The sequence below is a fragment of the Streptomyces sp. Sge12 genome (assembly GCF_002080455.1).
Lineage (GTDB): Bacteria > Actinomycetota > Actinomycetes > Streptomycetales > Streptomycetaceae > Streptomyces.
Genome location: NZ_CP020555.1, coordinates 4,455,559 through 4,470,133 on the forward strand (window position 1 = coordinate 4,455,559; position 14,575 = coordinate 4,470,133).

Consider the following 14,575-nt stretch of genomic DNA (forward strand, 5'->3'; position numbering starts at 1 on the left):
AAGTGCGTCCATCTCCGCGCGTAGATGGCGTTTCGCGACGCCTAGACTTGCCGCATGGCCAAATGGACTGCGAAGCGCGAGGCGCCCGAGCCCCTGGAGGGCCCCGTCGTCGCCACCGTCACAGGTGGCACGATCCTGTGGTTCGCCCTGTTCCTGGTCCAGCTGCCGTTCTACGGGTGGTTCGCGGACCGGGACCAGCTGTGGTGGGTCTGGACCTGCGCGGCCGGCGGCTTCCTCGGCCTGATCGGCATCTGGTACGTCCGGGGGCGGGAGGCGGCGCTTGCGCGCCATGCCGAGGCCGCTGCGCTTGCTGAGCGGGCCGGGCAGGCGGGCTCGGCGGGCTCGGCGGGCTCGGAGCAGGGCCCCGGGCAGGACTCGGGGCCGCAGGCCTAGCGGGGCGCGGCGGGGTCGTTCGGGTGGGGCGGTGCCCCTCCGGGACGTCTCCTCGGCTCGCGAACCCTTGGCCGGACCGGCCCGTGGTTCGGCGGTGGGTTCGCTCGACCTGCGGGGACGTCCCGGAGTGTCCCCGCCCCACGGCATGGTTCCCCGGTCTCCGGGGATGTCCCCGAGTGCGTCTGACCCGCGGGGCTACCAGGGGACGATTCGGGTCATCCCGAAGTCGGATCTTCGGACTTCTCGGCGGGTGAAGCGCAAGAAGCCCGCTTAACGTCGAAGGCATGACGCAGCGGGCTGGAACCGAATCCGACGGACCGGAGCCGGGTGGCGGGACGGCCGCCCCCGCCATCGACGCGGGAGCGGAGCTGGACCCCGTACACCCGATGCGGCCGCCGGCGCCCCGCTTCAAGCCGGGGGGGCTCAGTACCGCCGAGGTCGCCGAGCGTGTTGCGCGTGGCGAGGTCAATGACGTTCCCGTCCGGAGCAGCCGTTCCACCGCCGACATCGTTCGTGCCAACGTCTTCACCCGGTTCAACGCGATCATCGGCGTGCTCTGGGCGATCATGCTCGTCGTCGCGCCGATCCAGGACAGCCTCTTCGGCTTCGTGATCATCGCCAACACCGGCATCGGCATCATCCAGGAACTGCGCGCCAAGAAGACCCTCGACAGCCTCGCCGTCATCGGCGAGGTCAAACCCAGCGTGCGCCGGGACGGCCGGACCGCCGAGATCTCCACCTCCGAGATCGTCCTCGGCGACGTCATCGAACTCGGACCCGGCGACAAGGTCGTCGTCGACGGATCCGTCGGCGAGGCCGACGGCCTGGAGATCGACGAGTCCCTGCTCACCGGCGAGGCCGACCCCGTCCTGAAGAAGCCCGGGGACCCGGTCATGTCCGGCTCCTTCGTGGTCGCCGGCGGAGGCGCCTTCACCGCCACCAAGGTCGGCCGCGAGGCCTACGCCGCCCAGTTGGCCGAAGAGGCCTCCCGCTTCACGCTCGTCCACTCCGAGCTGCGCTCCGGCATCTCCACCATCCTCAAGTACGTCACCTGGATGATGATCCCGACCTCGATCGGCCTGATCATCAGCCAGCTCCTCGTCAAGGACAACAACCTCAAGGACTCCATCGCCCGGACCGTCGGCGGCATCGTCCCGATGATCCCCGAGGGGCTCGTCCTGCTCACCTCCGTGGCCTTCGCGATCGGCGTCATCCGGCTCGGCCGCAAGCAGTGCCTGGTCCAGGAGCTGCCCGCCATCGAGGGCCTCGCACGCGTCGACGTGGTCTGCCTCGACAAGACCGGCACTCTCACCGAGGGCGGCATGGACGTCACCGAGCTGCGCCCGCTCGGCGGCGCGGACCCCGCGTACGTCCAGAAGGTGCTCGGCGCTCTCGGCGAGTCCGACCCGCGCCCCAACGCCAGCCTCCAAGCGATCATCGACGCCTACCCGGACAGTGCGGAGTGGCGCTGCACCGAGTCCCTGCCCTTCTCCTCCGCCCGCAAGTACAGCGGCGCCAGCTTCAGCGAGGGCGACGGCGAGAACAACACCTGGCTGCTCGGCGCCCCCGACGTGCTGCTGCCCGCCGGGGACCCGGCCCTGGAGGAGATCAACGACCTCAACGAACAGGGGCTGCGCGTCCTCCTGCTGGCGCGCTCCGCCCGCGAACTCGACGACGCGGCCGTCGCCACCGGGGTCCGGCCGACCGCCCTCGTCGTCCTGGAGCAGCGGCTGCGCCCCGACGCCGCCGACACGCTGCGCTACTTCGAGGACCAGAACGTCCGGGCGAAGGTCATCTCCGGCGACAACGCGGTCTCCGTCGGTGCGGTCGCCGGCAAGCTGGGGCTGCCGGGCGCGGAGAACACCGTCGACGCCCGCAAGCTCCCCACGGACCGGGAGGACATGGCGAAGGTCCTCGACGACAACTCCGTCTTCGGACGCGTGAGCCCGCAGCAGAAGAGGGACATGGTCGGGGCCCTCCAGTCCAAGGGCCACACGGTCGCCATGACGGGCGACGGCGTCAATGACGTGCTCGCCCTCAAGGACGCCGACATCGGCGTGAGCATGGGCTCCGGCTCGGAGGCGACCAAGGCGGTGGCCCAGATCGTCCTCCTCAACAACAGCTTCTCGACCCTGCCCTCGGTGGTCGCCGAGGGGCGCCGGGTCATCGGCAACATCACCCGTGTTGCGACGCTCTTCCTCACCAAGACGGTCTACTCGGTGCTGCTGGCCATCCTGGTGGTCTGCTCGCAGGTCGAGTACCCCTTCCTGCCGCGCCACCTGACCCTGCTGTCCACGCTCACCATCGGCATCCCGGCGTTCTTCCTGGCCCTGGCCCCCAACAAGGAGCGCGCCAAACCGCACTTCGTGAAGCGGGTCATGCGGTACGCGATCCCCGGCGGTGTCATCGCCGCCGTGGCCACCTTCGTGTCGTACCTGATCGCGCGCCACCACTACACGGGCGAGGGCGCCCTGGAGGCCGAGTCCAGCGCGGCCACGCTGACGCTGTTCCTGACCTCGATGTGGGTACTGGCGATCATCGCCCGGCCGTACACGTGGTGGCGGGTCGCGCTGGTCGGCGCGATGGGCGGGGCCTTCCTGATCGTCCTCGTCGTGCCGTGGCTGCAGGACTTCTTCCAGCTCAAGCTGGTCGGCGTCACGGTGCCGTGGATCGCGGTGGCCGTCGCGGTGGGGGCCGCGGTCCTGATCGAGTTCACCTTCAGGTGGGTCGACCGGAAGTTCCCCGCCTAGGCCGTCTCCCCGCGTCAGCGCGCGGGGAGCAGGTCGTACGTCTTGAAGGTGTAGACGGCGGAGAAGGTGATCCTGTTGCCGGTCTGCGCGGGCAGGCCGAGGCGGTCGTTGACCAGGCGGGTCAGCGGGCCGCAGCCGGTGGCGGCCGGGACGGTGAAGGTGTCGTCCGTCGCCGTGAACTTGATGACGGGCGGGTTCTTCGAGATCCACTCCGAGCTGCCCACCCGCGTCAGGCGTATCTCGATCGGGGCGTCGCCGCCCCCGATGACGCAGCCCCCGGGCAGGAGCGGGCTGACGGCGCGGAAGCGCAGGGTGAACAGGCCCATCCGGTCGCCGACGGTGTAGAAGTCGGACCGGCCGCCGTACTCCGGCTGCAGGGAGAGCCCGAGCAGCGGGCCGCGGTCCCCGGGCGGGGTGCCGAGGAGGCCGCCGGGGACGGCGGTGGGGCCGCCGCGAAGGGCGCCCCAGACCTGGCCGTTGCTGCCGTCGGGCATCGGGCCCTCGGCATGGGTGATGGTCATCGGGGCCAGCTCGGGGACCTCGCGGTTGCCCAGGCGCATGGACCCGGTGGCGGTGAGCACCTCGCACTTCCAGCGCGTGGCGTCGACCCCGGAGGGGATGGCCGGGCAGTCGGAGAAGTCGTACGTGGGTGTCGGCGCGGCGGATGCGCCGGCCGCGCCCGCGAGGGAGACCGCGAGCGCGGCGGCAGTGGCGAGGGCGAATCCGGTGGTGGTCGTCTTCTTCATGGCCCCTACGGTGCTGCCGGCGCCCGCCCGGTGGCCTCGGGGAAGGCCCCGGCCCGGCCCTGAGCCGCCCCTGAGGGTGCATCAGGGTCAACAGGCCTTCGGTGCAGGGGTACTTGATGCGGCGACCCCGGCGCACCCGCGGCCGCCCGCCCGCGGGTGGCCGGCGCCGGACTGCGCGGTGCGGCGGTCGGGGCGCGCTGTGGTGCGGTGCGGTAGGAGTGGCCGTATGGATCTTCAGGCGGAGCTTCAGCGGGTGGTCGACGGGTTGGTGGCCTCCGGGGCCGAGGGCGGGCTCCAGGTGTGCGCGTACCGGGACGGGCTGCCGTTCGCGGAGGTCTGGGCGGGCGTGCCCGGACCCGGGGCACTGGTCCACGCGTTCTCCGTCGGCAAGGGGGTCACGGCCACCCTCGTGCACGTGCTCGCGGAGCGCGGGATCCTCCACCACGACGCCCCCGTGGCCCGGTACTGGCCCGCCTTCGCGGCCCACGGCAAGGCCGGCATCACCCTGCGCCACGTGCTGACCCACACCGCCGGGATCCCCCAGCTGCCCCGCTCCCTGACGGCCGCCGGGCTGTGCGACCGGGACACCATGTGCGGGGTCGTGGAGGGGTTGCGGCCGCTGTGGGCGCCGGGGTCCGACAGCGGCTACCACGGCTGGACGTATGGCTGGATCCTCGGCGAGACCGTCCGGCGGGCCACCGGACTCACCCCCGGGCAGGCCCTGCGGGAGTACGTGGCCGAACCCCTCGGGGTCGCGGACGAGCTGTACTTCGGGGTGCCGGAGGCCGAACTGCCGCGGGTGGTGCCGCTGGTGGAGGGCGGCTGGGAGGCGTACCTCGCCGGGCTCCCGTACGGGGCCCCGTTCACCCGGCTGGTCGCCCCGAACCGGAGCTTGTGGACCACCGCCACCCTCGCGAACCGGCCCGGCTACCTGCGCACCGACCTCCCCGCCAACGCCACCGTGACCGCCCGGGCGGCGGCCCGGATGTACGCGGCGCTGCTGGGCGAGGTGGACGGCGTACGACTGCTGTCGCCGGCACGGGTCGCCGAGGTCGCGGCCGTCGAGGTGGAGGGCCGGGACCGGATGCTGATGCGGCACCACGCCAAGGGGCTCGGCTACTTCCTCGGCCTGCCCCCGATGGGCGGGGACACCGCCTTCGGCCACCACGGCAGCGGCGGAACCATCGCCTTCGCGGACCGGGCGCGCGGTCTGTCGTTCGCCCTGACCCGCACCCGCCTGGCCCACCCGGCGGACGGCACGGCGCAGCTGCTGGCCGACATCGTCAGGGCGGCCGTCCAGGCGGCCGGGCGGCCGGGCGGCCGGGCGGCCTAGGCGAGGCCGTCCGCGGTCAGGCCGGCGAGGACCGCCTGGCCGAGGGCCTGCACGGCGGACTGCGGGCGGACCATCACGGTGAACTCCTTGATCCGGCCCGACTCGTCGAAGTGGAGCAGGTCGATGCCGTGGATCTCCCTGCCGTCCACCGTGGCCCGGAAGAGCAGCACCTCCGCCGGGGCCTGCGCGCCGTCGGTGCTGGTCTCGGCGGCGCCCTCGAAGCGGCCGACGTAGTGGAAGTCCTCGAAGACGCGCAGCAGGACCCCGAAGAGCCCCAGCACCATGGGCCGCCCCTCGAAGGGGGTGAACTTCACCGGGCTGTAGAACCGCACGTCCTCGGTGAACAGGTCCTCCAACGCGCTGAGATCCCGCTTCTCCACGGCGGCGCGGAAGCGTTCGGCACTCTCCATGACCCCTCCTCATGCTCATATTCATGAATCTGACTAGTCACTTTCATGAGTATGATGCCGGTGTTGGTGGTGGAGCGGAAGGGGAGGCCGGAATGGCCTTGCGGCATGCCGTACTGGCGGCGCTGCTGGACGGCGAGTACAGCGGCTACGAACTGGCGAAGTCCTTCGACATCGGCGTCGCGAACTTCTGGCACGCCCTGCCCCAGCAGCTCTACGCCGAGCTCGCCAAGCTGGAGAAGGAAGGGCTGGTCGAGGGCCGCGAGGTGGTCCAGGAGACCCGGCCCAACAAACGCCTCTTCCGGGTCACCGAAGCCGGCCGCACCGAACTGGAGGAGTTCGCCGCGGCCCCGCTGAAGTCCTCGGTCATCCGCGACGACCTCCTCGTCAAGGTGCAGACCGCCGACCGGATCGGCATCGAGCCGGTGATCGAACAGCTCGAGGCGCGCGCGGTCGCCGCCGACGCCAAGATCGAGCTGCTCGGCAAGGTGCTGCGCAAGATGCGCGGCGACACGGACGAGGAGGAGTTCCTCCTCCACGGCGAGCGGATCGGCGGGTACCTGACCGGCCTGCGCGGCCTCGCCTTCGAACAGGGACACCGCGACTGGTGCCGCCGCAGCGCGGCCGTCCTGAGGGAGAGGATGAACCGTGCCGAACGGTGAGTACGTGCGCTACGTCGCCCTGGGCGACAGCCAGACCGAAGGCCTCGGCGACGGGGACGACACCGTGGGCCTGCGCGGCTTCGCCGACCGGTTCGCGGCGCACCTCGCCGCCGCCAACCCGGGCCTGCGGTACGCCAACCTGGCCGTACGGGGACGCCTCGCCGGACAGGTCCGCGCCGAACAACTGGGCCCCGCCCTGGAGCTGCACCCCGACCTGGCCACCGTCGTCGCCGGGGTCAACGACATCCTCCGGCCCAAGTTCGACGCCGCGGAGGTCGCCGCCCACCTGGAGGAGATGTTCGCCGCGCTCACGGCCGCCGGGGCCCACGTGGCGACCGTGACCTTCCCCGACCTCAGCGTGCTCGTGCCCCTCGCCCGGCCCGTCGCACCCCGCATAGCCGACCTCAACGACCGCATCCGCGCCGCGGCCGCCCGCCACGGGGTCACCGTCGCCGAGACCGCCCGGCCGGTCGCCGTGACCGACCCGCGGATGTGGACCACGGACCGCCTGCACGCCAGCCCCGTCGGCCACGCCCGGATCGCTGCGGCCCTCGCCCACGCCGTCGGCCTGCCCGGCAGCGACGACACCTGGACGCACCCGCTCCCGCCGCTGCCGCTCGCCGCGGGCGGATCCACCGTGGCGGCCGAACTGCGCTGGGCGGCCGCCTTCCTGGGCCCCTGGCTGGGCCGCCGCCTGCGCGGCCGCTCCTCCGGGGACGGCCGCACGGCCAAGCGACCCGAACTCCTGCCGTTCGGCCCGGCCTGAGCCCCTCGCCCGATCACATGCCGGTGCGACCCGGCCGTCCAGCCCGATCCGGCCGGGCCCGAACGTCCGGGCCCGGCCGCGACGTTCAGTCGAACCAGCGGTCGCGGGCCAGTTCCGCCGTGCGGGAGGGGTCCTCCAGGAGGGCCGCCACCTCGAAGCGGCGGGGCCACTGGCCCGCCGACCAGGCCAGGCCCGCGGCCACGCCCTCCAGGGTCGACGCGTGCAGGGTGCCGTCGGGGGTGCGGCGCCAGTCGAGTTCCGTGCCGCCCGCGACCAGTTCCTCGTGCTCGATGTACGTCGCCGGAGTGGCCGGCCCCAGCAGCAGCGCCACCGACTCCGGCACCTCGTGCTCCTCGCCGGGCGTGGTCACCTCCGCCGGGACCGTGTCCGAGAGCCGCCGGACCTGGAGCAGGTCGGCCAGGTCCGCGGCCCTCGACGGGGAGACGGGCAGCAGCGGCAGTCCCGCCGTCAGCGGGAGCAGGTCCGGGGCGTCCGCGATCAGCGCCTCGCCCGCGTCGACCACCACGACCTCGCCGTCCACCACCGCCCGCAGCTCGTCCGGCAGCGTGACCTGCTCGGGGTCCAGATCGGCCAGCGCACCGTACAGGCCGTGCAACTGGTGGCCCGTCACCTCGCGTTCCGGGTCGGCGAGCCGGCCCAGCAGCTCGGCCGCGCCGCCGGGCTCGTCCAGCAGGGCCGCCGTGGTGGTCCGTACCCCGAGCGCCCGCAGGACCTGCTCGTCCTCGAAGCCCGTGGCGTCCGCCGGGGTGTAGAGGCCCGCCAGCAGCGGATCGCCGCCCGCCGCGCGCAGGCCCGCGGGGCGCCGGCCGTCGAGCACCGGGTGGTCGCGCAGCCACCAGGCCGTGTACGGGCGCACCGACTGCGTGGTGCCGTCCGGCAGCAGGATCCGTACCGGCTGGGTCAGCGCGTCGCGCAGCGGCGGCTGCGCCAGCATCGCGAGGGCCTGCGGCCAGCAGTCGTCGTCGACGAGGTCGAGGTCCCGTACGGCGATCAGCTCGGTCGCCACCGGCGGGACCGGGGTGTCCGGCAGCTGGTCCAGGACGTCCTCGCACCACACGTCCACCGCGTCCAGCAGTCCCGCGTCGTCGGGCTCCGCGAAATCACCCTCGCGCGGCTCCAGTTCGTCCGGGTCGAGGACCACATCGGTGGCGCGGACCAGCTGGAACGTGGCCAGCACCCCGCACGCGGTCAGCGGCCCGGCACCCCACCGCTCCGCCAGGTCCGCGTCCACGTACGGGACCTCGTCCTCGCGGATCACGGAGGCCAGCGGGCTGCCGGGCAGCAGCAGTTCGCCCGCCGGAACCAGTTCGCCGTCCTCGTCGGGCAGGGCCAGCGCGCCGAGCCACGGCTCGTCGCCCGGCGCCAGATCGGCATCCCGGACCAGCCCCAGGACCACCTCGGCCAGCTCGTCGGCGTCCAGGGCGTCCGCGTCCTCGTCCCAGATCTCCCCGGCGTCCAGGGAGGCGGCGACGGCGGCCCGCACCTGCGGGGTCGTCAGGACCGCCCGCGCCGTGGCCGGGAGCGCGCCCAGCTTCTCCAGCAGCGGGTGCGCCGCGTCGGGGTGCGCGACCTTCAGACCCAGCCGGGCCAGGCTCGTGGGCGTGTCCGTGCCGGGCAGCAGGATGTGCCGGGGGCCGATCGCCGTACGGCCGTCCGCGAGCGGCACGGGCAGCCCCGACAGCCGGTCCGGATCCACCCCGGCGAGGCTGTCGTACAGCCGGTGCCACCAGTCGGGGGTCCGCTCGATGCCCGCGATCCGCTCGATGGCATCGCCCAGCGGGAGCCGGCCCACGCCCAGCGTGCGCAGCTCGGCACGGCGCTCCAGGCCCGCGGGCAGCAGCGTCGGCAGGACCTCGGCGAGGACGCGCACGGTGTCGGCGCCCGCGCCCTCCACCACCTCGGCCTCGAAGGGGCGCAGGGCGGCGCGCTCCTCCGCGTGCTCGGGCGGCGCGGCGGGCGCGAGGAAGGCCGTACGGGGCAGGCGCTGGAGCACGGCGGCGCGCAGGGCCCCGTCGAGCTCGCCCTTGCCGAGCGGTCCGGGCACCAGGTCGACCAGTTCGGTGGTCACCGGGTCCCAGGCGCCGAGGAGTTCGGCGTACGCGTCGGCCGCGCGCTCCACCAGGAAGTCGGTCAGCGGTCCCGGCGCGGGATGCCGGCGCGTGGTGTCCAGCGGCAGGGTCGCGATGAGCAGCGCCGGGATGCCCAGCGGCTCGTCGGTGGGGGTCGGCGCGTGCACCACGGGGGCCGTGACCGGGCGCACCGGGGCGCCGTCGGTGTCGACGGGCACCGCCCAGGACACCGCCCAGGCGGGCCGCAGCCGCTCCTCGACGGGCCGGTCCGCCAGCAGCGCGCGCTCGATGGGGCCGCCGTGGCGGACGGTGCGCCAGCGGTGGGTGACGGTGCCGGAGGCGGTGGTGTCCTCGATGACGGTGTACGGGCCCTCGTCGCGCCGGTGGAGCGTGCGCGTGCCGTCGGCAGGGGTCTCCACGACGACCTCGCGCAGCCCGGGCAGGGTGAGCAGCAGGGCGTCGTCGATGCCCGCGAGGAGCCGCTCCACCAGCGCCTCGGCGGCGGCGTCGCGCAGCGGGAGGACCACGACGGTGTCGTAGCCCTCGGGGGCGGTGCCCTCGGCGGGCAACGGCAGGCGCAGCAGCGGGACGTGACCGTCGCGGCGGCGCAGCTCGTCGCCGAGGCCCGGGCTGCCGACGGCGGCATCGCGGGCCAGTTCGCGGGCCTCGGCCAGGGACCAGCGGACACCGCCGTGGCGGCCGAGCACGGCGGGCTCGTCACAGACGGCCAGCACGGCCGCGAAGCCGACGCCGAAGCGGCCGACGCTGTCCCCGGAGGGCTCCCGCTTGGCGGAGGCGCGCAGGGTGCTCAGCGACTCCACGCCCGTCGCGTCCAGCGGGGCACCGGTGTTGGCGACGGCCAGCAGGGCGTGCCCGCCCTCGCCCGGGTGCAGGGTGAGCCGCAGCCGGCCGGGCACCTTGGCCCGGGCCGCGGCGTCGGCGGCGTTCTGGGCCAGCTCGATGACGAGCCGGTCCCGGTAGCCGCCGAGCGCGAGGTCCTCCTCGGCGTTGGCGTCCTCGCGGAACCGGGCCGGGCCCGCACCCCACGCGTCGAGCACCCCGCGCCGCAGCCGGGCCGTGCCGAAGGGGTCCACGCCGCTCTGGGCCGCCGTCACTCGCACGCTCACGCCGCTGCCTCCATGATTCGCCTCCGGACCCCTGAAGGTACCGCGTGCGGGAGACCCCCCACGCCGTGGCCGTGAGGTGCGCGAACACGGCGACGGCCGCGGGAAGGCGTCCTTCCCGAACGTGTCTCGACCGCGCGGGCGATGCGCCGGACGGCGGGCGATGCGCCGGACGGCGGACGGCGCACGACGGACGGCGCACGACGGAGCCCCCGGCGACATCACGTCACCGGGGGCTCCGTCGTACCGGGCAGCCGTCAAGCGGCTGCCGTCAGGCGTCAGCAGGCGCCGGAGGTCAGAGCTTCTCGATCACGTAGTCGATGCAGGCGGTCAGCGCCTGCACGTCCGCCGGGTCGATCGCCGGGAACATCGCAACACGGAGCTGGTTGCGGCCGAGCTTGCGGTACGGCTCGGTGTCCACGATCCCGTTGGCACGCAGCACCTTCGCGACGGCCGCCGCGTCGATGTCGTCCGAGAAGTCGATCGTGCCGATGACGGAGGAGCGCTTGTCGGCGTCCACGACGAACGGGGTCGCGTACTTCGACGCCTCCGCCCAGCTGTACAGGTTGCGCGCACTGGCCGCCGTACGACCGGTGGTGAACTCCAGCCCGCCCTGGCTGTTCATCCACTCCAGCTGCTGGTCCAGCAGGAACAGGGTGGCCAGCGCCGGGGTGTTGTACGTCTGGTTCTTCAGCGAGTTGTCGATCGCCGTCGGCAGCGAGAAGAACTCCGGGATGTGCCGGCCGGACGCGTGTACGCGGGCCGCGCGCTCCAGGGCCGCCGGGGAGAACGCGGCCAGCCACAGGCCGCCGTCCGAAGCGAAGGACTTCTGCGGGGCGAAGTAGTAGACGTCCGTCTCGGTGATGTCCACCGGCAGACCGCCGGCGCCCGAGGTCGCGTCCACCAGGACGAGGGACCCGGCGTCGGCGCCCGCGACGCGCTTGATCGGCGCCGCCACGCCCGTCGAGGTCTCGTTGTGCGTGTACGCGTACACGTCCACGCCCGCCTCGGCCACCGGCTCCGGGTGCGTACCCGGCTCCGAGGAGATCACGGACGGCGCGTCCAGCCACGGCGCGAGCTTCGCGGCCGTGGCGAACTTCGAGGAGAACTCGCCGAAGGTCAGGTGCTGGGACTTCTGCTCGATCAGACCGGCGGTCGCGATGTCCCAGAAGGCGGTGGAGCCGCCGTTGCCCAGGATCACCTCGTACCCCTCGGGGAGGGAGAAGAGGTCCCGGAGGCCCTGGCGCACCGAGCCGACCAGGTTCTTGACCGGGGCCTGGCGGTGTGAGGTTCCGAGCAGGGAGGTACCGGTGGCGGCGAGGGCGTCCAGCGCCTCGGTCCGCACCTTGGAGGGGCCCGCGCCGAAGCGTCCGTCGGCGGGCTTGATGTCAGCGGGAATCTGGATCTCAGCCACGAGCGGAGCGTATCGGGTCCCGGTCCGCGCCCCGGACGCGCGTCCACCGGATGAGACGGCTCCGGCCGGTGGGAGGCTGGGGGAGTGACGTCACCGGGTGAACTCGAACGGACATTGCGGGAGAACCTGCGCGGGGAAGTCGACTTCGGCGCCGCCGCACGGGCCCTGACCACCATGGACGCCTCCAACTACCGCCGCGTGCCGGTGGGCGTGGTCGCCCCGCGCGACGCCGAGGACGTGGCGGCCGCACTCGCCGTGTGCGCCGCGGCGGGGGTGCCCGTCGTGCCGCGCGGCGGCGGGACCTCCATCGCGGGCCAGGCCACCGGCGTGGGCGTGGTGCTCGACCTCACCCGGCACATGAACGCCCTCGTGTCCGTGGACCCGGCGGCGCGCACCGCCGTGGTCCAGCCGGGGCTGGTCCTGGACCGGCTCCGGGACGCGGTGCGCCCGTACGGGCTGACCTTCGGGCCCGACCCGTCCACGCACTCCCGCTGCACCCTCGGCGGCATGATCGGCAACAACGCGTGCGGGGCCCACTCGGTGGCCTGGGGCACCACCGCGGACAACGTGGCCGAGCTGGCGGTGACGGCGTACGGGGGCACCGCCCACCGGATCGGAACGGGCTGGGCCGGCGCCCCCGACGGCCTGCGGGAGCTGGTCACCGCGCACCTCGGGCTGCTGCGCACCGGGATGCGGCCGGCCGGGATGCCGACCGCCTTCTCGCGGCGGATCTCCGGCTACGGCGGTCTCGACGCGCTGCTGCCCGAGCGCGGGGTGCAGCTGGCGCGGGCGTTCTGCGGGAGCGAGGGCACGCTCGGGGTGGTGACCGAAGCGGTCGTGCGCCTGGTGGACGCGCCGCCCGCGCCGGTGCTGGCGGTGCTCGGGTACGCCGACGAGAGCGCGGCGGCGGACGCGGCGGCGGGGCTGCTGGCGCACGGGCCGCTGACGGTGGAGGGGATGGCCGAGGACCTGGTCGGGGGCGGTGCACCGGCGTTGCCGCGGGGCGGGGCGTGGCTGTTCGTGGAGATGCCGGACGAGGGCGGCGCGCGGGCCCTCGTACGGGCCGCCGACCCGCTCGACGCGACGGTCGTCACCGACCCGGCCGAGCAGCGGGCGCTGTGGCGGATCCGCGAGGACGCGGCGGGCACGGCGACCCGCATGCCGGACGGGGGGATGGCCTGGCCGGGATGGGAGGACTGCGCGGTGCCGCCGGCCCGGCTGGGGGCGTACCTGCGGGAGTTCCGGGCGCTGCTGGCGGCGCACGGGCTGCGCGGATCCCCGTACGGGCATTTCGGCGAGGGATGCGTCCACGTACGGATCGACTTCGACCTGGTGTCGGCGGCGGGCATCGCCCGCTTCCGGGACTTCTCCGGGGAACTGGCCGATCTGGTCGTCGCGCACGGCGGCTCCCTGTCCGGGGAGCACGGGGACGGGCAGGCACGGGCGGAACTGCTGCCGAGGATGTACGGCGCGGAGGTGGTGCGGCTCTTCGGCGCCTACAAGGACGTGTGGGACCCGGCGGGCGGCATGAACCCGGGAATGCTGGTCAGGCCGGCCCGGCTGGACGAGAACCTGCGCTTCGCGGTGCTGCCGGCGACCTCGTTCGCGACCTCGTTCGCGGGCGGGGTCGCGGGCGGGGTCGCGCGGTGCGTGGGGGTCGCGAAGTGCCGGACGACCGAGCCGGGCGGCTCCGGCGTGATGTGCCCCTCCTACCGGGTGACGGGGGAGGAGCAGCACTCCACGCGGGGCCGGGCGCGGCTGCTGCACGAGATGCTGGCCGGGGAGGTCGTCACGGACGGCTGGCGCTCGGCGGAGGTCGCCGAGGCGCTGGACCTGTGCCTGGGGTGCAAGGGCTGCCGCAGCGACTGCCCGGTCGGCGTGGACATGGCTTCGTACAAGGCGGAGTTCCTGCACCGGCACTGGGCGGGCCGGATCCGCCCGCTGTCCCACTACGCGCTGGGCGGCCTGCCGGCCTGGCTCCGCCTGATCGCCCGCCTGCGGGCGGCGGGGGCCGTCAACACGGCGGCACGCCTCCTGCCGGTACGGGTGCCGGGCCTGGCCCCGGAACGGGCCCTGCCGGCACTCGCGAAGCGGCCGTTCACGGCGGGCCTGACGCCCGGGGCGGGGGCGGGGGCGGGGTCCGGTCGCGGGTTCGAGTCCGGTCGCGGCTCCGGGTCCGAAGCCGGGACCACCGTCGTCCTGTGGCCCGACACCTTCACGGAGTACCTCGCGCCCGAGGCCGGCCACGCCGCGCTCCGCGTGCTCCGGGCGGCCGGCCTGGGCGCGGCCGTGCCCCGGGGCGGCCGGGTCTGCTGCGGCCTGACGTACGTCTCCACCGGCCGCCTCGACCGGGCCCGCACGGTCCTGCGCCGGACCCTGGACGCCGTCGGCGAGGTCACCGGCCCCGTCACCGTCCTCGAACCGAGTTGCGCCGCGGCCCTGCGGACCGACCTGCCCGCACTGCTCCCCGACGACCCCCGCGCGGCCCGCCTCGCGGCGGCGGTGCGGACCTTCGCGGAGACCCTGGAGGAGTACGCCCCGCACTGGCGGCCGCCGCGCCTGGACCGGGCGGTGGCCGGCCAGACCCACTGCCACCAGCACGCGGTGCTCGGGGACGGCCCCGACCGGCGGCTGCGCGAGCGGGCGGGGCTGGTGGGCGGGCTCAGCGGCGGCTGCTGCGGGCTGGCGGGCAACTTCGGCTTCGAGCCCGGGCACCACGAGGTGTCGGTGGCCTGCGCGGAGGAACAGCTGCTGCCGTCCCTGCGCGCGGCCCCGCGGGACGCCGCGATCCAGGCGGACGGATTCTCGTGCCGTACGCAGATCGCCCAGCTGGGCGGGGTCCGGGCCCGGCACCTGGCGGAACTCCTCGCGGAGGGGTTGTAGGGGCTTC

At 74.3% G+C, this 14,575-nt stretch carries 10 protein-coding genes; 6 read left to right on the plus strand and 4 right to left on the minus strand.

Going from position 1 to position 14,575, the window contains the following annotated elements; translation table 11 throughout:
• Positions 1-54 precede the first annotated feature (54 nt).
• Positions 55-393 (plus strand): DUF2530 domain-containing protein, encoded by a 339-nt coding sequence (locus B6R96_RS20015; RefSeq protein ID WP_081523115.1) that lies wholly within the window; start codon positions 55-57, stop codon positions 391-393.
• A gap of 284 nt (positions 394-677) precedes the next feature.
• Positions 678-3,143, plus strand: coding sequence for a cation-translocating P-type ATPase (locus B6R96_RS20020; RefSeq protein WP_053704525.1), 2,466 nt, complete (start codon positions 678-680; stop codon positions 3,141-3,143).
• A 14-nt stretch (positions 3,144-3,157) separates the two neighbouring features.
• On the opposite strand, the gene B6R96_RS20025 is transcribed toward B6R96_RS20020, so the two are convergent.
• Positions 3,158-3,889: a hypothetical protein gene (locus B6R96_RS20025; protein WP_081523116.1), complete on the minus strand. Its 732-nt coding sequence runs from the start codon at positions 3,887-3,889 to the stop codon at positions 3,158-3,160.
• Between the two features lie 226 nt (positions 3,890-4,115).
• Between B6R96_RS20025 and B6R96_RS20030 the strand changes: the two genes are divergently transcribed.
• Positions 4,116-5,222 carry a serine hydrolase domain-containing protein gene (locus B6R96_RS20030; RefSeq protein ID WP_159396345.1) on the plus strand — a complete coding sequence of 369 codons (1,107 nt, stop codon included), beginning with the start codon at positions 4,116-4,118 and terminating at the stop codon, positions 5,220-5,222.
• Here the strand turns inward: B6R96_RS20030 and B6R96_RS20035 are convergent.
• On the minus strand, positions 5,219-5,632 hold the full coding sequence (locus B6R96_RS20035; RefSeq protein ID WP_081523118.1) for a nuclear transport factor 2 family protein: 414 nt from the start codon (positions 5,630-5,632) through the stop codon (positions 5,219-5,221). The two genes, B6R96_RS20030 and B6R96_RS20035, sit on opposite strands and share 4 nt — an antisense overlap.
• A gap of 92 nt (positions 5,633-5,724) precedes the next feature.
• Here B6R96_RS20035 and B6R96_RS20040 point away from each other — a divergent pair, with 92 nt between their 5' ends.
• Complete coding sequence (locus tag B6R96_RS20040; RefSeq protein WP_030387380.1) at positions 5,725-6,291, plus strand: PadR family transcriptional regulator; 567 nt, start codon at positions 5,725-5,727, stop codon at positions 6,289-6,291.
• Positions 6,278-7,057: an SGNH/GDSL hydrolase family protein gene (locus B6R96_RS20045; RefSeq protein WP_081523119.1), complete on the plus strand. Its 780-nt coding sequence runs from the start codon at positions 6,278-6,280 to the stop codon at positions 7,055-7,057. Before B6R96_RS20040 ends, B6R96_RS20045 begins: the two co-directional genes overlap by 14 nt.
• 85 nt (positions 7,058-7,142) lie before the next feature.
• Here the strand turns inward: B6R96_RS20045 and B6R96_RS20050 are convergent, their stop codons facing one another.
• Positions 7,143-10,274, minus strand: a complete 3,132-nt coding sequence (locus tag B6R96_RS20050; protein WP_081523120.1) for a sacsin N-terminal ATP-binding-like domain-containing protein — start codon at positions 10,272-10,274, stop codon at positions 7,143-7,145.
• A 292-nt stretch (positions 10,275-10,566) separates the two neighbouring features.
• Positions 10,567-11,685, minus strand: a complete 1,119-nt coding sequence (serC, locus tag B6R96_RS20055) for a phosphoserine transaminase (protein WP_053704532.1) — start codon at positions 11,683-11,685, stop codon at positions 10,567-10,569.
• Between the two features lie 84 nt (positions 11,686-11,769).
• Here serC and B6R96_RS20060 point away from each other — a divergent pair, with 84 nt between their 5' ends.
• Complete coding sequence (locus B6R96_RS20060) at positions 11,770-14,568, plus strand: FAD-binding and (Fe-S)-binding domain-containing protein (RefSeq protein WP_081523121.1); 2,799 nt, start codon at positions 11,770-11,772, stop codon at positions 14,566-14,568.
• The last annotated feature ends 7 nt before the right edge of the window (positions 14,569-14,575 follow it).

Coding starts and splice junctions, on each gene's coding strand:
- B6R96_RS20025 (WP_081523116.1), bottom strand. CDS start 3,889: ATGAAGAAGACGACCACCACCGGATTCGCCCTCGCCACTGCCGCCGCG.
- B6R96_RS20030 (WP_159396345.1), top strand. CDS start 4,116: ATGGATCTTCAGGCGGAGCTTCAGCGGGTGGTCGACGGGTTGGTGGCC.
- B6R96_RS20015 (WP_081523115.1), top strand. CDS start 55: ATGGCCAAATGGACTGCGAAGCGCGAGGCGCCCGAGCCCCTGGAGGGC.
- B6R96_RS20035 (WP_081523118.1), bottom strand. CDS start 5,632: ATGGAGAGTGCCGAACGCTTCCGCGCCGCCGTGGAGAAGCGGGATCTC.
- B6R96_RS20020 (WP_053704525.1), top strand. CDS start 678: ATGACGCAGCGGGCTGGAACCGAATCCGACGGACCGGAGCCGGGTGGC.
- B6R96_RS20040 (WP_030387380.1), top strand. CDS start 5,725: ATGGCCTTGCGGCATGCCGTACTGGCGGCGCTGCTGGACGGCGAGTAC.